The following is a 20,179-nucleotide window of genomic DNA, read 5'->3' on the forward strand; positions in this document are numbered from 1 at the left end:
GCTTTTAATAATGCTTCAAGACGCGATCAATTTGACGGTTTTGATCCCGTTTCTTTAATGTTTCACGCTTATCATATTCATGTTTCCCCTTAGCAACACCAATTAAAACCTTAGCAAAACCATTTTTAATATAAATTTTAAGTGGAACGATTGTAATTCCCTTTGCTTTAGTGTCATTTAATAAGCGGGTAATTTCTTTTTTATGGAGCAATAATTTCCGATTGCGCAACGGGTCATGATTAAATTGATTCCCCTCAGCGTACTCACTAATGTGTACGTTTTCCAAGTAGGCTTCATGATTCCTAATTCTTACGAAACCGTCCTTTAGATTCACCCGCCGATCGCGAATTGATTTAATCTCGGTTCCTCTTAGGACCATGCCTGCTTCCATCGTACTTTCAATCGTATAGTCATGCCGCGCCTTTCGGTTTTGCGCCATCAAATTATCATCATTTGGTTGTCGCTTTTTTTTAGCCATAGAATTTCACCTCACCTTAAGTTAATTGATTAATGGGAGCGGTGATTATTATTGTTGTGACCATTACCATGATGGTTATTATTAGAGTGACTCCGTTTTTGACCGCCGCCATGATTACTATTACGATTGCCACCACCGTTGCGATGATTGCGATTACCATTCCGATTGTTGTTAGAACGACGATTGCCGCCACCGTGACCATGACTTTGTTTTGGCAACAAGTCGCTAGTTGGCGTTTTTTCTGGATTAACAATGTCAAAATCAACCGTACTTTGTGCAGGATCTGCACCTACTACCTTGACGCGTACGGTTTGGCCAATCTTATAGGTCCGCTTCGTCCGCCGTCCCACTAACGCTAAGAACTTTTCAACGTATTCGTAATAATCATCCTTCATCCGACTAATGTGAACAAGCCCTTCAACGGTGTTAGGTAGTTCAATGAACATCCCAAATTTAAGCACGGAACTAACCGTAGCATCAAATTCTTCGCCGATGTGATCAGCCATGTATTCGGCCTTCTTCATCGAATCGGTATCACGTTCAGCATCAACCGAACGTCGTTCACACTTAGATGAATGATCAGCAACTTCTTCTAATAAGCCGCCACCAAACTTGGCCTTACTTTCCTTATTAATTCCGTTATCTTCATAGTAATGAATCAAACGGTGAACAGTAGTATCAGGGTAACGCCGAATTGGCGAAGTAAAGTGGGTGTAGAATTCAGCCCCTAACCCAAAGTGACCAAGTGATTGATCAGCATAACGAGCTTGTTTTAAACTTCTTAACATCATTACTGAAACAACGGCTTCTTCAGGCTTACCAGCAACCTTTTTGAGCACGTTTTGTAACATCTTTGGCTTTAATTTAGCGGGATCACCCTTCACATCGATTCCAAACGCAGTTAAAAATTCAAAGAACTTTTTAACCCGTTCTGCATCAGGCGTTTCATGGACCCGATAAATAAATGGCGCATGCTTTTCACTGTAGTGTTGGGCAACGGTTTCATTAGCTGCTAACATAAATGATTCGATCATCTTTTCAGCAGTGCCCCGCACCCGTAACTTAATGTCGATGGGGTGCCCTTTTTCATCCACGATGATTTCAGCTTCGCGATCATCAAAGTCAATTGCACCACGTTGTTTCCGATGCTTGTATAGAATTTTGTGTAATTCACCCATTGTTTCAAACATTGGCACTAGTTCAGAATACTCTTCCATCGTTTGGGGATCTTTAGATTCTAAGATCTTATTAACGGCAGTATACGTCATCCGTGCCTTAGAACGCATAAAACTAGGGTGGATTCGATGCTTAACAACGTTTCCAGCTGGGGTGATTTCCATCTCACAACTCATACATAACCGAATTACCCCTTCGTTCAATGAACAAATTCCATTGGATAATCGCCGTGGCAACATTGGAATTACCCGATCGGTCAAATAAACGGAAGTCCCCCGCTTATAAGCTTCTTCATCCAATAAACTTCCTGGCTTAACGTAGTGACTAACGTCGGCAATATGAACTCCAAGGTGATAATTACCATTTGGTAGTTTCCAAGCGGTAACGGCATCATCTAAATCCTTTGAAGCTTCCCCATCGATCGTCACCAAGTTTTGGTCAGTAACGTCTTCACGACCAGCTAACTCAGAATCTAATACGTGATCTGGGATTGCGTCAGCTTCTTGTAAAACATCTTCAGGAAATTGAGATGGGATATCATGAGCGTAAACAATTTGAAGAATATCGATTCCTGGATCATCAACACTCCCAATTACTTGCTTGGCAATTCCCACCATCGCTTCTGGATGTTCATCATTTGGGTATTCAGTGATTTCAGCAGTCACCACTTCCCCTGCTGTTGGTTTCAAGCCCACTTCTGTAACAAAGAACTTAAATTTAAGTAGCTTCTTATCTTTTAATTCAATTTGGCCGTAATAACCATCATCATCACCAGTTTGAACAAAATTACCCACTACCTGGGTATAATTATGTTCTAAAATCTTAGTAACCTTAGCCTTTGGACCCCTGTCTGAGTCTGGTTCACCAGGTGCTACGATTTCAATTTCAACAGTATCACCATTCATTGCATGCATCGTAAATTCAGGAGCGATAAATGCATCGGATTCATTTTCATCAAAGTCCACAAACCCAAATCCCTTTTGATTTGAATGGAAAATCCCCTGTGGCTTCATTGCTTTAGGGTTTACTGTAAACTTGCCATCTTGGGTAACTAGGGCTTTTTCTTCGCGCTCTAAGCGTGCTAATTCTTGAACAATTAACTTAAAGGCTTCTGAACCATGGTAACCTAATTCATCAGATAGCTCGCTTACTTCAAAGCTAGTCTTTGCATTTTGCTTAAGAACAGCCTCAATTTCGTCTTTTAATTTATTATCTTCCAAAATAGTTTCCTCATTATTTCTAGATTTCGATTTTAATCGATTTTATTTTCGTAATTTAACTACTTATATTTTAACATTATTTAATTTTAAAGTAATTCAATAGCGCCAATAATATATAATAAAAAACCTTCCGCCGTAAAACAGAAGGTTTCTTAATTAATGTGATGAGATCCAAACTAGCGCAAGTGCATCCACAAAGAATAAAATCCCAAGAACCGTTGTTACTCTTTGCATAAATGCTTCAAATCCCCGTGGCTTAGACTTAGAGAATAAGTCGTCAGCACCACCGGTCAAAGATGACATTGCATCGTTAGTTTTAGCTGGTTGCATTAGTACTGCAATAATAATCAAAATACTAATGATCCAAAATATCGTCATTAAAAAGTTATACAAAATAATGCCTCCTATTTTCTTCAAGGCTCAATCTACTATTCAACATTTTACCATATCTAACTGGTGGTTTCCAATGTAGTAAAAATCAATCACGGCGCTTCAATAAATTGGTCAACATTTGGCTGTAAATCGGTTGCCCATGCAATAAGTCTACTACGGCGTATGCAACCAACGAAACGACCGCGAGCGACATCAAATGGGTCACGGTCCCGACCATTTCTGTAATTAACAGGACTGCTGTAAATGGTGATTTAGTAATGCAGGCAAAATACGCTGCCATCGAAATTATGATTAAATTAATTACTAATCCAGCAGCAATCAAGTGCCAACTAACTAGTACCTGACCATATAGTGCGCCTAAAATTGCCCCTAGCGTTAAGATCGGTAGAAAGATCCCCCCAGGAACCCCCGAGCCATATGAAAGGGTTGCAAAAACAAAACGAACTACTAAGTACACTAATAGCATTAAAATTCCGGGCACCGCATTCGCAATTGCTAAAATCAGTCCATTCCCACCCCCAAGCGTAATCGGGAGGAAGTAACCAATCGGAATCACCAGCACTAACGGAATCATTACGAAGTAGTTACTAGCCATAAATTGAAACGGACGGTAGAACCACTGGGCATTTAAAGTTACCTGTTGGTAAACAATGCCGCCCAGCCCCAATAAGATTCCTAAAATAATTAGCAACCAGTATTGATCAAGCGGGAATGAATGTGCATATTCAATATGAAGCACCGGCGTTTGGCCAAATACCTCCGTTGAAACAAAGTTGGCGGCAATGGAGGCACAAATGGTAGTCGGCCAGACCCTCATTGGAAATTCATGGTAAATTTCTTCCAGGACAAATAACGCACTGGCAATCGGGGCGTTAAAGGCAGCCGATAACCCCGCTGCCGCCCCAGCGGCAATTGCCACCCGTCGGGCACTGCCGGTTAACCCTTGCCACTTAGCAATGCCCTGGGCAGTCGTCGAACCCAGTTGAATCGATGGTCCCTCGCGACCTAAGAACAATCCACTCCCGATCGCAAGCACCCCGCCAACGAATTTTTTCCATAGGATCGGCCAAAAGGGATAATCAAGACGGTTGGCAAGCTGGCCCTCGACCTGTGGGATTCCAGAACCCTTGATGTCTGGCGATTTTTTAATGCACCACCCCACGAACAAACAGATTAAAATGTTGATCAACAGCATTAAAAGCAACCAGAGATGATTCACATGGGCCGCTTGATAAAGCTGCTTGACCCAGTCTAAGTCCATTTCAATCAACCACCGAAAGAGGCTCACCACCGCACCAACGGCAAGACCAACTAACGCTCCATCCCATAAATACGCAATTTGTTTCCAATTTAACTTCTGCATCCCTTAATTCAGCTCCCGAATCATATTAATTATTATCATAACACAACAAAAAAGCTTTGGAACCAAGTTCCAAAGCTTTTGAGCAGCAAATAAATTTAATTACTTGTTGATAATGTTTTCACGAGCTTGTTCACTCAAGTTGTAGAATGAGTGAATTCCCTTGTATTGAGAAACCTTGCCTAATTGGTCTTCGATTCTCATTAATTGGTTGTACTTAGCGATCCGTTCGCCACGACTCATTGAACCAGTCTTGATTTGACCAGCGTTAAGAGCAACAACTAAGTCTGAGATAGTAGTATCTTCAGTTTCACCAGAACGGTGTGAGATGATAGCAGTGTATCCAGCTTCCTTAGCCATTTCAACGGCACGAACAGTTTCAGTTAAGGTACCGATTTGGTTAAGCTTGATTAAGATTGAGTTAGCAACACCCATCTTAATTCCCTTAGCTAGGTAATCAGTGTTAGTAACGAATAAATCATCACCAACGATTTGAACCTTCTTACCTAAGCGACGGGTAGCCATTTGCCAGTCTTCCCATTCGTTTTCATCCAAAGGATCTTCGATTGAAACGATTGGGTACTTGTCTACTAAGCTTTCAAGTAAAGTAACGAATTCATCAGCTGAGTATGACTTACCATCACCAACTAAGTTGTACTTCTTAGTCTTTGGATCGTAGAATTCTGATGAAGCACAGTCAAAGGCAATTGAAATGTCCTTACCTGGCTTGTAACCAGCCTTAGTAATTGCTTCTACTAAGATTTCGAATGGTTCTTCGTTGTTTTGTAAGTCAGGAGCAAATCCACCTTCATCACCAACGGCAGTGGAGTAACCACGGTCGTTTAAGATGCTCTTTAAGTTATGGAAGGTTTCTGAACCCATCCGAATAGCTTCCTTAACACTCTTAGCACCAACGGGCATAATCATGAATTCTTGGAAGTCAACCTTGTTGTTAGCATGCTTACCACCATTGATAACGTTCATCATAGGTGTTGGAAGTAAGTGTGCATTGAAACCACCAAAGTAGTTGTATAATGGAACACCTAATTCGTCAGCAGCAGCACGAGCAGCAGCTAGAGAAACACCTAAAATAGCGTTAGCACCTAACTTACCCTTATTAGGAGTACCGTCAAGCTTGATCATAGCTTCGTCAATAGCTAATTGGTCAGTTACATCGTAACCAACGATTTCCTTTGCAATGATGTTGTTAACATTGTCAACGGCTTTAAGAACACCCTTACCCATGTAACGGTTCTTGTCGCCATCACGTAATTCAACAGCTTCATGTTCACCAGTTGAGGCACCAGATGGAACGATTCCACGGCCAAAAGCACCGGCTTCAGTATATAATTCTACTTCAACAGTAGGGTTACCACGTGAGTCTAGGACTTCGCGAGCAAAAATATCGGAAATAATTGACATTGTATTCTCTCCTTAAGTGAAAGTTAATTACCCATTGGGTACAAAACCAATGAGCCGTAGTATGAACAACCTTGCAAAACAAAGTTTACGACAAAATATGAAACATTTTATCAGGGACTGTCCAACACCCCTTTAAAACTGAATAAATATATCATTTATTCATCATCTACATTGTTATGATACCATTTTTTGATTTTTAAAACCAATAAATCAACTATAATTATCGGAAAAATTAATAATGAATTAAATTTAGGAATTCTTTGGGATCAAGACTTGCACTTCCGACTAAAACACCATCAATGTCAGGTTGTGCCATTAGTGCCTTTACATTTTTGGGATTAACACTTCCACCGTATAAAACTCGAATGGAATCGGCAATTTCTGATGAATAAAGCCGACTGATCGTTTGCCTGATCAATGCACACCCCTCTTCAGCTTCAGCTGAACTAGCGGTAATTCCAGTTCCAATTGCCCACCGCGGTTCATAGGCAATCATCATATGCAACGCATCTGATTCTGAAACGTTTTTAAATGCTGCGATCACCTGGCTAACCACCCAATGCACCCCGTCTGAAGTCTCGGTCCTAACTAACGTCTCATCACAACAAACAATCGGATTGATATGATTCCGCAGCAATGCATGAACCTTTTTATTAACGACTTCATCATCTTCATCAAAATAATGGCGGCGTTCAGAATGACCAGCAATCGAATAGGTAACACCAGCCTCAGCCAACGCCTTCGGGCTAACCTCACCAGTGTAAGCCCCGGTATCATGATAATCACAATTTTCAGCGCCAATAATGACATCGGTCCCACTAGCATGTTCTAATAGCGGCCATAGGTACAGTGGTGAAGCCGCAATCATCACCTGGACTTCAGCTGGCCGCGGAATTTGATTTTTAATCGTTTCGATGTATGGAATCACTTGATCTGGCATCAAGTACATCTTCCAGTTAGCTCCAATAAATGGAACCCGTTTTTGGGCACTCATTAATAAGCTCCCCCTTATCAGGATATTAGCACGATTGAGTGTCTTCGTACCCAATCATTTTACTATAAATATTTTTCCTTAAGCAATTCGGATTGGAAACTTAAGGAAAATATATGTAAACAAAAAAGCCGTGCAATCAGCACGACTTTTAATAAATAATCAAAATTATTTATCGGAAATTGCAGCAATTCCTGGAAGGGTCTTACCTTCAAGATAAGTAAGTGAAGCTCCACCACCAGTAGAAACGTGAGTTAACTTGTCAGCGATTCCTAATTGCTTAACAGCAGCAGTAGAGTCACCACCACCAACAATCGTAGTAGCATCTTGTAAGTTAGCTAAGAAATCACCAACTGCTAAAGTTCCCTTAGCGAAGTTGCTCATTTCGAACACACCCATAGGTCCGTTCCAAACAACAGTCTTAGCATCTCTTAAGACGTTTTCAAATTCTTGAATTGACTTAGGACCGATATCTAAAGCCATCATTCCATCAGGAATGTCACCTTCAACGATTTCAGTCTTAGCATCGTTAGCAAATTTATCAGCAACAACGTTGTCAACAGGTAATACTAACTTGTCGCCAGCCTTGTCTAAAATTTGCTTAGCTAAATCGATTTTGTCTTGTTCAACTAATGAATTACCAATCTTGATTCCCTTGGCAGCGTAGAAAGTATAAGTCATTCCACCACCAATGATAACCTTATCAGCTTTATCTAATAAGTTATCGATAACGGTAATCTTATCAGAAACCTTAGCACCACCTAAAATGGCAACAAATGGACGCTTAGGATCATTAACGGCATTGCCAAGATACTTGATTTCCTTTTCCATTAAGAAACCAACCGCAGCTGGCTTACCAGCAGCTTCCATTGCCTTAGCAATTCCAACGTTTGAGGCATGAGAACGGTGAGCAGTACCAAATGCATCGTTTACGAATACATCACCAAGTGAAGCCCAGTATTCACCAAGTTTTGGATCATTACCAGATTCGCGCTTTACATATTCACCGTTAACAACATCTTCGTAACGAGTGTTTTCAACTAATAAAACATCACCGTCGTTCATCTTATTGATAGCATCTTCTAATTGAGGACCTTCAGTAGTAGGAACGAAAGTTACTGGCTTATTTAATAAGTTTGAAAGCCGTTCAGCAACTGGGCGTAGTGATAATTCTTTTTTATCGTCTTCACTCTTGATTCTGCCAAGGTGAGAGAAGATAATTGCTTTACCACCATGATCAACAACATAGTTGATCGTAGGAAGTGCTGCTACGATACGGTTATCATCACCGATTACACCATTCTTAATTGGAACGTTGAAATCAAGACGCATTAATACTTTTTTATCTTTTAAATCTAAATCAGAAACAGTTAATTTAGCCAATTTAGATACCTCCTAAATAAATATTAACTTAACACTTTTAATAATACAGCATTTAGAACCTAATCTCAAAGCAAAAGGTCAGCCATATTAAAATGTTAAATATAATAAAAAGGTGGAAGAGTAACCTCCCCCACCTTTTTTAGATTTTAATTATTTAATTTAATTAAAACTGCTTTTTATAGTTGAGCAAACTTCAATAAAGTACGAACCATGTTACAAGTGAAGCCCCATTCGTTATCGTACCAAGTCCAAACCTTAACTAATTGGTCATCACCAACAGTAGTTACGTCAGTTTGGGTAGGATCAAATACTGATCCGTGGGTATCACCAATGATATCACTTGATACAATTGGATCTTCAGCGTAACCGAAAGCTTCGTTACCTTCAGTATGCTTCTTGATTGCTGCATTAACTTCGTCAGCAGTAACCTTCTTGTCCAAAATAGCAGTTAATTCAGTTAATGAACCGTCAACTAATGGAACACGTTGAGCAACACCGTTTAACTTACCTTGTAATTCTGGAACAACTAAACCAAGCGCCTTAGCAGCACCAGTTGAATGAGGAATCGTATTTGCGCTAGCAGTACGGTTATTTCTCATCTTCTTACCTCTAGGACCATCCAAGATAGCTTGAGTGGAAGTGAAGGCATGGATAGTAGTCATAGTACCAACCTTGATACCGAATTCCTTGTTCAAGAAGTAAGCTGATGGTGCAATACTACTAGTAGTACATGAACCAGCAGAAACGATCTTGTCGTCAGCGTTAAGAGTGTCCAAGTTAACACCAGGAACAACAGTCTTGATTTGACCAGCAGGTGCTGAGATCAAGACACGCTTTGCGCCAGCGTCCAAGTGAGCTTGTGACTTTTCAGCTGAAGTGTAGAAACCTGTACATTCAAGAACATAGTCAACACCATTGTTCTTTACCCAAGGAATTTGTGAAGCATCCTTTTCTGCGTATACAGGGTATTCCTTACCGTCAACCACGATACCAGTGTCAGTTGAAGAAACCTTACCTGGGAACTTACCGTGAGTTGAGTCGTACTTCAATAAGTAAGCTAACATTGATGGAGTAGTTAAATCGTTGATAGCTACCACTTCGATGTCGCTTGAGTTAAGTTCGTGGATCCGCTTGAAAGCTAAACGTCCAATGCGTCCAAAACCATTAATACCAATTTTTACAGTCATACTGAATTTTCCTCCTTTAGGAAATAATAAGATAAATATTATTTTAAAGCAGTACAACAGTATACTACCACTTTTTACTGCTAGTGTCAGCCCCATTGCTCAATAAAATTTTTGAACAAAAACAACTGTCAAAGCAATTTACTAGGTAATAATTATCTTTATATTGCAGTATATCAACCGCTTTCATAATTTGCAAAACATAGGCCTTACTGTTTAAATTTCTAATAACGCCCCTTGCAATTTCATCATTTTTACGATATAGTTTTATATTGTTCGATTGAAAAATATAATCATATGCGCCTGTAGTGTAATGGATAGCACGTAAGATTCCGGTTCTTGAGATGAGGGTTCGATTCCCCCCAGGCGCACTCAGATAAAAAACGTTAGCAGCTTTACTGCTAACGTTTTTTTTATTGATTCGTTTGTTGGCGCTTGATAACTGCCATTACTAAATTCTTGGGCAAAATCGGGAGAAATCGCACTAATGGTCGTTGCCACCATTGCAATCCAGCAAAAACATTTAGCTTCCCCTTCATCATTCCACGATAGCCCCGTTTAGCAACCTTACTAGCATTGGCACCGTGGGCAAATAGCTTGGTGCTAGTTAAGTTTCCAGCCGTAGCAAAGCCTGTTTCAGTTACGCTAGGCAACAGGGTGGTCACGGTTACTTGTGTATCTGATAATTCAGAGCTGACGGCGTTGCCAAGCGAAGCCAAGTATGCCTTAGTGGCAAAATATTCGGCCTGCATCGGACCAGGCACCAACGCTGCCACCGAAGCGACGTTCAACACCCGTCCAGCGTTGCGCTTAACAAACTGGGGGAGAAATAATTTTAATAACCGCGTGGGGGCTTCAGCATTAACATGTAGCATGTTAATATCTTGTGAACCCGTACGATCCATGAATGTCCCCTGGCCACCAAATCCCGCATTGTTGATCAAATAATCAACAGTCAGGCCAGCTGATTGAACCTGGTCAAAGATGGTTTGGGCAGCTGATAGATCTTTAAAATCAACGGTAATCGTGTTAATCGGCACGTTAAATCGTTGCGCTAATTTACTTTGCAGGTGGGTTAACTTATCAGCGTTACGGCCCACTAAAATCAGTTGATGGCCATCATTAGCAGCCAATTGAGCAAATTCAATTCCAAGTCCTCCAGTTGCCCCAGTAATCAATACGGTTTCCATGTTGTTTCCCCCACCAATCGTGATATCATTATTTAAAATAATAACATAGCCGATGTATAATGGTGTCAATCGGAGCAGATAATTCAATTATTTGCAGTGATTTTATACATCGCTTTGTGGGCAAATGTTTTGACCTTCATTGACTATTAAGATAGAATTTAAATAGTCTAATTTTCAAATTAAATCAAAATTTAGGGGGACATTTAAAATGAACTTAATCCCAACTGTAATCGAGCAATCCGCTAACGGCGAAAGAGCTTATGACATTTACTCTCGGTTATTAAAGGATCGGATTATCATGTTATCCGGCCCAATCGAAGACGATATGGCAAACTCAATTATTGCTCAATTATTATTCTTGGATGCACAAGATTCTGATAAAGATATTTACCTATACATTAACTCACCAGGTGGGGTCATCACTTCTGGAATGGCGATTTACGATACAATGAACTTCGTTAAGTCAGATATCCAAGTGATTGTAATGGGGATGGCTGCTTCAATGGCCAGTGTACTTGCTTCATCAGGTACTAAGGGCAAACGTTTCGCATTACCACACGCCCAAGTTATGATTCACCAACCATCTGGTGGTGCTCAAGGAAAGCAAAGCGATATTGAAATCGCAGCAGAATCCATCTTGAGCGCTAGAAAGATGTTAAACAAGATCTTATCCGAAAACTCTGGCCAAACGGTTGCTAAGGTTAACCGTGATACCGATCGTGATAACTACTTAACTGCTGAAGAAGCCGTTAAGTATGGATTACTAGATGGAATTATGACCAGCAAGAATGAACAAGATAAAGATACTAAAAAATAATTAATCCCTTATAATTGGGATAATTAATTTAAAAGCAGTAGTCAATTAATTGGCTACTGCTTTTTTGTTTATAAAAATTGGGGCTTAGAAAATAAGACACGTTAAAACATTGATTTGGCAAGCTTTCAATCGAATTTGTAACCATAAATCCGCCCAGTAATTCACCCTTAGAAATAGGGATAAGCTACCATTTTTATCAATGCTTTGATACTATACTCATAATAAATTGTACAATAACTAATTTAATATTTAACAAGGAGGAACAATGGAAAACATAATCGATAAAATCATCTTAAATCTAAGGGTGACTCGTTCTACAATTAAATGGTGGGCAATTATAGCCGTTCTATTATTTATAGCTAACCTAATCATCAGTGCTTTAAATGCTGATGATTTAAGCACCCTAATAGCAGTGCCAACCGTTTATACTTTAATAGCGGCTTTAACATATTTAATCAGGATTCTGATTATTTACGTAATCCTTTCATTAATCCCAATTGCTTGGATAACTAAAGCACTATGCTTCATTAGTACGGCGGTAGTTTTTGGTGGAATTGGTTCGATCATTAGCAACTTTTCATTAAACAATATTGGTGGATCACTAATCAAAATTATTTTCAATATCAGCTATATTGTTTTAATCTATATGTTTGCTACCGTTTCAATTCAAACCATTCATGGCATTAAATTCCAATCCGATCGTAATTATCTTGCAAAGTGGTCTAATGCTTTTAAAATTACGTTGCACGCCCATTGGCATCAATTAATAATTGCAATGATCATTTATTTTGTATTGCTGACTATCATCCAAGTTCCATTAACTAATTTTTAAATTAACATCTAATAAAAACACACCTTCAAACCGTCAATAAGACCGTTCTAAGGTGTGTTTTTAATTGATATTAAAAATTAATTTTTTCCCCTGACTTCTTTAAACGTAAATATAATTAAAACACCATAGTCAAGGACAATTGCCCTAAAAAGAGCACCGACATACGTAAAAGTAGCAATTTCAAATCCTAATCGAGCTAGCTTTTCGATTTGTAAGGTAAAAAATAGTGCTGTCATCACTAATAAAAATAACCATGAAAATGGCATTTTATTTCTAATTGTAACTTTATTATTAAAATAATAAACGTGGATTGAAAAGAATAGAATTATAGCAATTATTTCAACGAAAAAAGAAAAATCTAGAAATCCCGTAAATAAATTAAATAAATTCAGCCCCATTGCTAACAAATTAAAATACCAAGCTATTAAGGCATAATTAATTTGATGACCCTTGTTAGTACTGTGCTCCTTAGCTTTTGGATGATCCAAAACTGCAATCAAATCCGTATTATATAATTCTGAAAGCTGTTTAATCGTGTAAATATCAGGAACGCTCCTATCATTTTCCCATCCAGACACCGTTTTTCTAGAAACGTGCAGATGATCAGCAACGTCGTTTTGGGTTAAATTAACTTTATTCCTTGATTTTTTTAATTTTTGACCTAATTTCATTTCAATCCCTTTTATTAACTATTCGTTTTCCATTGCCGCAATCCGTTCCTCAGTTTGCATGCGCAGATTTTCAGCAAAGTCATTAATCTTTTTCAAGCGATGGTTAATTCCTGACTTAGAAATTACCCCACTGGGCACCAATTCACCAAGTTCCTTTAGGGTCACTTCTTTATTCTCTAAGCGAATCTCGGCTACTTCGCGTAACTTATCTGGAAGCTGGTCTAAACCAACCGTTTCGGCAATAAAGTTAATGCTTGCGATCTGCTTCGTTGCGGCATTGGCCACCTTATTCATGTTGGCGTTCTCACAATTGACCAAGCGATTGACGGAGTTACGCATATCACGGACAATTCGAATATCTTCAAAGTGTAACATCGAGTTGGTGGCGCCAATCAACTGCAAGAAATCAGCAATTTTTTCAGCACCCTTTAAATAGGTAATAAACCCACTGCGTCGACTAGTGGTCTTGGCTTCTAGGTGATAACGATTCATCATCTCAGTAATCATTTCGTTGTGGGTTTCGTATAACGAATAAATTTCCAAGTGATATCGCGATGTTTCTGGATTATTAACAGAGCCACCAGCTAAAAAAGCTCCCCGCAAATAAGAACGAACTTGGGAATCACTTTCCAGTAGTGCAAGCGGCACCGTTTCAACTAATTCATACCCCTTTAAAATCCCCAAATCATCTAAAATCTTTTTGGTATTGGTAGTAATTCGTACTACATATACATTATTTTTCTTCAATTTCATTCGTTTGCGAACGATTAAATTACTCTCAACATCATAAAATTCTAATAATAAACGATAGATTCGCCTAGCAATCGCAGGGTTTTCGGTTTGAACATTTAAAATTAATTCATGGTTAACGATCGTTAAAGAACCATTCATTCTAATCAATGCCATTAACTCTGGTTTAGCGTTCTCTCTATGAACCTTAAGCGTCGTTAGCTCCTTTTTGACTTGACTAGCATACGACATTTATCTCACTCCATTCCGTCACCCATTTATTTATTATCAATCAGCTTCAAAAGCTCATTTGATACCGCTTCACCGTTATGGTAAGCACCATGGTCATGAAGTTTTAAGAAATCAGAAGTAATTACCTTACAATTTTGATTTAAAAGCCCTGATTGATCATGGGTAACTTGAATTGAACTTTCATCTTCATTGCGGTGAATATAGTTTACTGGGACCTTTTTATTATTCACCATTACCGCATCAATAATATTATGTTTAAAATGACGATTCAAAACCGCAACGTGATCTGAATCAGTAAAGCCATTCGTTTCGCCACTTTGGGTCATAATATTACAGATATAAACAATTTCTGCACTTGTATGAAGGACCGCATCATGTACCTCTGGAATCATTAAATTCGGTAAAATACTAGTAAACAAACTACCTGGTCCTAAGACGATTTGATCAGCGTTTAAAATTGCATCGACGACCGGTTGAACAGCCTTAGGGGCCCCCATTTGATCATCACGATCGACCCAAACTCGTTCAATCATCTTATGGGCCTTAGTAATTTCGGATTCTCCAGCTAATTGCGTTCCATCAGTAAATTCAGCGTGCAAGGTAATTAGATCATCACTAGCTGGATAGATGTGTCCCTTAACCTGCATAATCCGAGTTAAATCTTGAACCCCTTGAAAAATATTACCCTTCATCTCAGATAAAGCGGTAATCAACAAATTACCAATTGCATGTCCAGCTAAAAATTTATCGCTTCCCTTGAAACGATATTGAAACAGCTTCAAAAATTCAGGATCAGCATCTGATAATGCCACGATTACGTTTCGAATATCACCAGGTGGCACCACGTTAATGTAGTTTCTAAGCACCCCGGATGATCCTCCATCATCAGCAACAGTAACAATTGCAGTGATGTCGACGTCTTTATCCTTAAGTGCCCGTAGAATCACTGGGACCCCGGTTCCACCGCCAATCACAACGATTCGAGGTTGATGTGATTTAATTTGTGGCATTCCGATTCCCCTCCTTATTATTGAAATGGTTTTAATGTAATTAATTTTATTTTTAGATGGCTTAAATCACCATAACTTTTAGTATAACATACCTGGTGTTTCTTTTTGATCATAAAACAAAAAAAGACGAACATTCGTCTTTTTCTTATCATTTATTTAATTTTTCAGTTCTTTCAGTATCAATCTCCAAAACCGGTTTTAGATACTGGCCAGTATAACTAGCTTTAACCTGACAAACTTCTTCTGGGGTACCAGTCGCAACGATTTGGCCACCACCATCCCCACCTTCGGGACCTAAGTCAATCAAGTAATCAGCTGTTTTAATCACATCCAAACTATGCTCAATGACCAATACCGTATTGCCCTTATCAACTAACTCGTGCAAAATTTTCAAGAGTCGTCCAATGTCATCGGTATGCAACCCAATCGTTGGTTCATCAAGGATGTAGAAGTTTTTTCCGTTTGATTTTTTGTACAGTTCAGCTGACAGCTTCATCCGTTGGGCTTCCCCACCGGAAAGCGTGGTGGCGGATTGACCTAGTTTAACATAGCCAAGCCCGACTTCATCAATCGTCTTCAATTTCCGAGTGATTTTAGGAATTGCCTTAAAGAACTTCAGGGCTTCGCTAACCGTCATGTCTAAAACATCTGAAATATTCTTGCCCTTATATTCAACCTCCAAGGTTTCAGCGTTATAACGCTTTCCATGACAAACCTCACAGGGAACGTAGACATCGGGGAGGAAGTTCATTTCAATCTTTAAAATTCCATCCCCATGACAAGTCTCACATCGGCCACCCTTCACATTGAAACTGAAACGGCCCTTCTTATACCCGCGTAGCTTAGCCTCGTTGGTTTCCGCAAAGAGATCGCGAATATCATCAAAAACACCGGTATAAGTGGCTGGATTACTCCGCGGGGTCCTGCCGATTGGGCTTTGATCGATACTAACTAACTTTTCGATGTTCTTGTAGCCACGAATTGACTTGTATTTCCCGGGCCGTGCTGAATTATGATTCAGTTTCTGAGCGAGGGCCCGTTTTAAGATTGTGTTAACTAACGTTGATTTACCGGAACCAGATACGCCAGAAACAACTACAAATTCACCAAGGGGGAAACTAACCGTTACATCCTTTAGGTTATTTTCCTGTGCTCCAGTAATTGTAATTTTTTTACCATTGCCATTTCGCCGTTTTAAAGGAACTGGAATAAACTTCTTACCAGAAAGATATTGACCCGTCAATGATTTAGGGTTCTTAGCGATCTGTGCTGGGGTCCCAGCAGCCATCACCTGCCCACCATTTTGCCCAGCTCCAGGGCCGATATCAACAATGTAATCCGCATCCTCCATGGTATCCTTATCGTGTTCAACCACGACCAACGTATTCCCCAAATCACGCATTGATTGCAACGATTTGATCAAGCGGTTGTTGTCCCTTTGGTGCAACCCGATTGAAGGTTCATCTAAGACGTAAAGCACTCCTGAAAGATTAGAACCAATTTGTGTTGCCAAGCGAATCCGTTGTGATTCTCCCCCAGAAAGGGTGCCAGCAGTTCTGGCCAGGGTAAGATAATCTAACCCAACGTTCTTCAAGAAGGTTAAGCGATCAATAATTTCCTTAATGATCGGTTTAGCAATCACAGAATCCTTTTCACCAAAATGAAGTTGGTGAAAGTAATTCAATTCTTTTTCAACATCAATTGCTGATACTTGACTAATGTTTTGATCGGCCACTTTCACACACAATGCCCGTTCGTTCAACCGATAGCCATGACAAGTCTGACAGGTCAATTCAGTCATGTATTCACGCATTGTTTTGCGCGTGAACTCACTATTGGTGCTATGGAACCTTCGATCGATATTATTCATGACCCCTTCAAATGGCATATCGAGATCACGCGTCCCACCAAAATTGCTTTCAAAATTAAAATGGAACTGCTTCTTTCCCGAACCATAAAGCACTAGATCACGTTGCTTTTTCGGCAATTTATTGAACGGAGTATTCATATCGATGTCGAATTGCTCACACGCCTGTTTTAACATGTTCGGGTAGTATTCTGAACTAATTGGGTTCCAAGGTGCTAATGCCCCCTGTGCCAAGGTCTTAGTCCGATCAGGAATCACTAAATCCTGATCTACTTCAAGTTTGACCCCTAACCCATCACAGTCAGGACAAGCCCCTAATGGTGAGTTAAAAGAGAACAAGCGGGGTTCTAACTTACCAACCGTAAAACCGCAAAATGGACATGAATAGTGTTCTGAAAAGACCATGTTATCACGTTTGCCCATGAAATCGGCAATTGCATACCCATCACTTAACCGTAACGCCGCTTCCAATGAATCCGATAACCGCGATTTAATTCCATCTTTAATAATGATTCGATCGATCACGACATTGATGGTATGCCGTTTGTTTTTATCTAATTCAATCGAATCATCCAAGTCCATTACTTCACCATCAACTTGGATGCGGACGAACCCTTCACGTTTAATTTTTTTGAGCAGCTCTTTATGTTGCCCCTTTTTATCACGAACAACGGGAGCTAAGATCTGGAGCCGTGTGCGTTCTGGCAAGTTAATTAGCTCACCCATCATTTGATCGACCGATTGACTAGTAATCTTGGTTCCATCATTAGGGCAGATCGGCGTCCCGACCCGTGCCCATAACAATCTAAAGTAGTCATTAATTTCGGTAACGGTCCCCACTGTTGAACGGGGATTATGAGAGGTTGTTTTTTGATCGATCGAAATGGCTGGACTCAACCCTTCAATCGAATCAACATCGGGCTTATCCATCTGGCCTAAAAATTGCCGAGCGTAGGAAGACAGACTTTCTACGTAGCGACGTTGTCCCTCTGCATATAGCGTATCAAAGGCCAATGAACTTTTTCCAGAGCCCGATAAACCAGTCATCACCGTTAATTGATTCTTAGGAATTGTAACGTTAATGTCCTTGAGGTTATGTTCGCGCGCCCCACGAATAATAATTTTATCGTTTAACACTTAGCACCATCCTTACATTTTTGCTTGTAGTTCAATAATCGTATCCCGAAGGTTCGCAGCATGTTCAAAATCAAGACGCTTCGATGCATCTTGCATTTCATCTTCCAGCCGCCCAATCATTGCTTGTTTTTCTGGTTTCGTCATTTTCTTAAAATCAGTTTCAATAATTTCGTTATTCGACTCGGCATTTTCAGCCTCAATTTTATCCCCGCTGACCGAGATAACTGGGGAGATTGCTTTTTTAATCGTGTGTGGCGTAATTCCATGTTCATGATTGTATTTTTCTTGAATTTCACGCCGCCGTTGCGTTTCATCAATTGCTTTTTTCATTGAATCGGTCATCGAATCAGCGTACATGATTACTTCACCGTTTTCATTTCTGGCTGCCCGTCCGATGGTTTGAATCAGTGAACGCTCATTTCTCAAGAAACCTTCCTTATCAGCATCTAGAATTGCTACTAATGAAACTTCAGGGACGTCAATTCCCTCCCGCAAGAGGTTAATGCCGACCAACACATCGAATTTACCAGCACGGAGGTCGTGGATGATTTTGGTCCGCTCTAAAGTCTTGATATCACTATGCAAGTAGCGTACCTTGATTCCTAGATCCTTGAGATAATCAGTCAAATCTTCTGACATCTTCTTGGTCAACGTTGTCACGAAAACCCGTTCGTTGCGTTCGATTCTTTGGTTGATTTCACCCACTAAATCATCCATCTGCCCCATAATTGGCCGCACCTTTACGATTGGATCCAATAATCCGGTTGGCCGAATAATTTGTTGAACCACCTGGTCAGCATGCTTTAATTCGTATGGTCCTGGGGTTGCGGACATGTAAATAACTTGGTTGATGTGATCCTCAAATTCAGGCATTTTTAATGGTCGATTGTCAAGGGCACTCGGCAACCTAAACCCATATTCGATCAAACGTTCTTTTCTGGCCTTATCACCATTATACATCCCCCCAACCTGGGGAATCGTTTGGTGAGATTCATCAATGACCATTAAAAAGTCCTTCGGAAAGAAGTCCATCAACGTGTAAGGGGGTTCGCCTGGTTTACGGCCATCCATGAATCGAGAATAATTTTCAATCCCGTTGGTATAACCCATTTCACGCATCATTTCAATATCGTATGTGGTCCGCTGTTTCAGTCGTTGGGCCTCTAGTAGTTTACCCTCTGACTCTAACTTAGCGTGTTGCGTTTTTAGTTCCTTTTGAATCCCATCCAAAGCGTGATCCATAATCTGATCATCAGCTAAAAAGTGGGTTGCTGGGAAGATTACGATTTTATCTTTATCACTGATAATTTCGCCAGTTAAAGTATCAACTTCTCTGATTCGATCAATTTCATCGCCAAAGAATTCAATCCGATAGGCATACTTACTCCCAGAAGCGGGAAAGACTTCAACCACATCGCCACGGACTCTGAACCGACCGCGTTGAAAATCAATGTCATTACGGTCAAATTGAATGTTGACCAACTCCCGTAGCAACGTATTTCGATCAATTTGTTGCCCGACTTTTAGCGGAATCGTGTGGTCAAAGTACTCCTTAGGACTCCCTAACCCGAAAATTGCAGAAACAGATGCCACGACAATTACATCGTTACGTTCTAGCAACGCACTGGTAGCCGCATGCCGCAATTGATCAATTTCATCATTGATCGAAGAATCCTTTTCAATATAGGTATCACTGGAAGGCACATATGCTTCTGGTTGATAGTAATCATAATAACTAACGAAATATTCAACCGCATTATGGGGAAAAAAGCGCTTCAGTTCACTATAGAGCTGTCCTGCAAGCGTCTTATTATGGGACAGGACCAAAGTGGGTTTGTTCAAATTCTTAATCACATTAGAAATAGTAAACGTCTTCCCGGTTCCAGTTGCTCCCAATAGGATTTGTTCCCTATCACCCTTTTTTACTCCATCAGTCAACTCTTGAATGGCTTTAGGTTGGTCCCCCGTTGGCTGGTAATCTGAAACCAAGTCGAATTTATTATCCGTAATTCGATTAATCTCTGCCATCTAATTTATCCCCCTTCAATTCTTTCAATATTAATTAAT

General features: G+C 40.0%; 16 protein-coding genes and 1 tRNA gene. 3 read left to right on the forward strand and 14 right to left on the reverse strand.

The genetic code is table 11. The annotated features are described in order from the left end of the window. Positions 1-4 precede the first annotated feature (4 nt). The 8 genes from smpB to gap form a co-directional block, all read right to left on the reverse strand. Positions 5-478, reverse strand: coding sequence for an SsrA-binding protein SmpB (gene smpB, locus ACSYTJ_RS05545; protein ID WP_491716609.1), 474 nt, complete (start codon positions 476-478; stop codon positions 5-7). Between the two features lie 29 nt (positions 479-507). After that, on the reverse strand, positions 508-2,874 hold the full coding sequence (rnr, locus tag ACSYTJ_RS05550; RefSeq protein ID WP_491719707.1) for a ribonuclease R: 2,367 nt from the start codon (positions 2,872-2,874) through the stop codon (positions 508-510). Between the two features lie 156 nt (positions 2,875-3,030). Continuing rightward, positions 3,031-3,267, reverse strand: a complete 237-nt coding sequence (secG, locus tag ACSYTJ_RS05555) for a preprotein translocase subunit SecG (protein WP_491716611.1) — start codon at positions 3,265-3,267, stop codon at positions 3,031-3,033. Between the two features lie 85 nt (positions 3,268-3,352). Next, complete coding sequence (locus ACSYTJ_RS05560; RefSeq protein ID WP_491719708.1) at positions 3,353-4,630, reverse strand: ClC family H(+)/Cl(-) exchange transporter; 1,278 nt, start codon at positions 4,628-4,630, stop codon at positions 3,353-3,355. A gap of 99 nt (positions 4,631-4,729) precedes the next feature. Beyond that, positions 4,730-6,049 (reverse strand): phosphopyruvate hydratase, encoded by a 1,320-nt coding sequence (eno, locus tag ACSYTJ_RS05565; protein ID WP_491716613.1) that lies wholly within the window; start codon positions 6,047-6,049, stop codon positions 4,730-4,732. Between the two features lie 232 nt (positions 6,050-6,281). Further along, positions 6,282-7,043: a triose-phosphate isomerase gene (tpiA, locus tag ACSYTJ_RS05570; RefSeq protein ID WP_491716614.1), complete on the reverse strand. Its 762-nt coding sequence runs from the start codon at positions 7,041-7,043 to the stop codon at positions 6,282-6,284. A 165-nt stretch (positions 7,044-7,208) separates the two neighbouring features. Beyond that, positions 7,209-8,423, reverse strand: a complete 1,215-nt coding sequence (locus ACSYTJ_RS05575) for a phosphoglycerate kinase (protein ID WP_491716615.1) — start codon at positions 8,421-8,423, stop codon at positions 7,209-7,211. Positions 8,424-8,599: 176 nt separating this feature from the next. Continuing rightward, complete coding sequence (gene gap / locus ACSYTJ_RS05580; RefSeq protein ID WP_491719709.1) at positions 8,600-9,610, reverse strand: type I glyceraldehyde-3-phosphate dehydrogenase; 1,011 nt, start codon at positions 9,608-9,610, stop codon at positions 8,600-8,602. 296 nt (positions 9,611-9,906) lie between these two features. Here gap and ACSYTJ_RS05585 point away from each other — a divergent pair. Continuing rightward, positions 9,907-9,978: transfer RNA gene (locus ACSYTJ_RS05585), tRNA-Arg, on the forward strand. Between the two features lie 42 nt (positions 9,979-10,020). Here the strand turns inward: ACSYTJ_RS05585 and ACSYTJ_RS05590 are convergent. Beyond that, positions 10,021-10,797, reverse strand: a complete 777-nt coding sequence (locus ACSYTJ_RS05590) for an SDR family NAD(P)-dependent oxidoreductase (protein WP_491719710.1) — start codon at positions 10,795-10,797, stop codon at positions 10,021-10,023. 208 nt (positions 10,798-11,005) lie between these two features. Between ACSYTJ_RS05590 and ACSYTJ_RS05595 the strand changes: the two genes are divergently transcribed. Both ACSYTJ_RS05595 and ACSYTJ_RS05600 read left to right on the forward strand, forming a co-directional pair. Then, complete coding sequence (locus tag ACSYTJ_RS05595) at positions 11,006-11,614, forward strand: ATP-dependent Clp protease proteolytic subunit (RefSeq protein ID WP_491716618.1); 609 nt, start codon at positions 11,006-11,008, stop codon at positions 11,612-11,614. A gap of 265 nt (positions 11,615-11,879) precedes the next feature. Further along, entirely contained in the window at positions 11,880-12,446 is a 567-nt protein-coding gene (locus ACSYTJ_RS05600; protein WP_491719711.1) for a hypothetical protein, read from the forward strand. Positions 12,447-12,523: 77 nt separating this feature from the next. Here the strand turns inward: ACSYTJ_RS05600 and ACSYTJ_RS05605 are convergent, their stop codons facing one another. From ACSYTJ_RS05605 to uvrB, 5 genes are all read right to left on the reverse strand, one after another. Then, a complete protein-coding gene (locus ACSYTJ_RS05605; protein ID WP_491719712.1) occupies positions 12,524-13,117 on the reverse strand; it encodes a helix-turn-helix transcriptional regulator in 594 nt (197 codons plus the stop codon). 18 nt (positions 13,118-13,135) lie between these two features. Continuing rightward, on the reverse strand, positions 13,136-14,098 hold the full coding sequence (whiA, locus tag ACSYTJ_RS05610) for a DNA-binding protein WhiA (RefSeq protein ID WP_491719713.1): 963 nt from the start codon (positions 14,096-14,098) through the stop codon (positions 13,136-13,138). Positions 14,099-14,124: 26 nt separating this feature from the next. Beyond that, a complete protein-coding gene (locus ACSYTJ_RS05615) occupies positions 14,125-15,108 on the reverse strand; it encodes a gluconeogenesis factor YvcK family protein (RefSeq protein ID WP_491719714.1) in 984 nt (327 codons plus the stop codon). A gap of 148 nt (positions 15,109-15,256) precedes the next feature. Continuing rightward, positions 15,257-18,112 carry an excinuclease ABC subunit UvrA gene (gene uvrA / locus ACSYTJ_RS05620; protein WP_491719715.1) on the reverse strand — a complete coding sequence of 952 codons (2,856 nt, stop codon included), beginning with the start codon at positions 18,110-18,112 and terminating at the stop codon, positions 15,257-15,259. Positions 18,113-18,124: 12 nt separating this feature from the next. After that, a complete protein-coding gene (gene uvrB / locus ACSYTJ_RS05625; protein WP_491716624.1) occupies positions 18,125-20,140 on the reverse strand; it encodes an excinuclease ABC subunit UvrB in 2,016 nt (671 codons plus the stop codon). Positions 20,141-20,179 lie beyond the last annotated feature (39 nt).

Source organism: Nicoliella sp. ESL1113 (assembly GCF_058509245.1).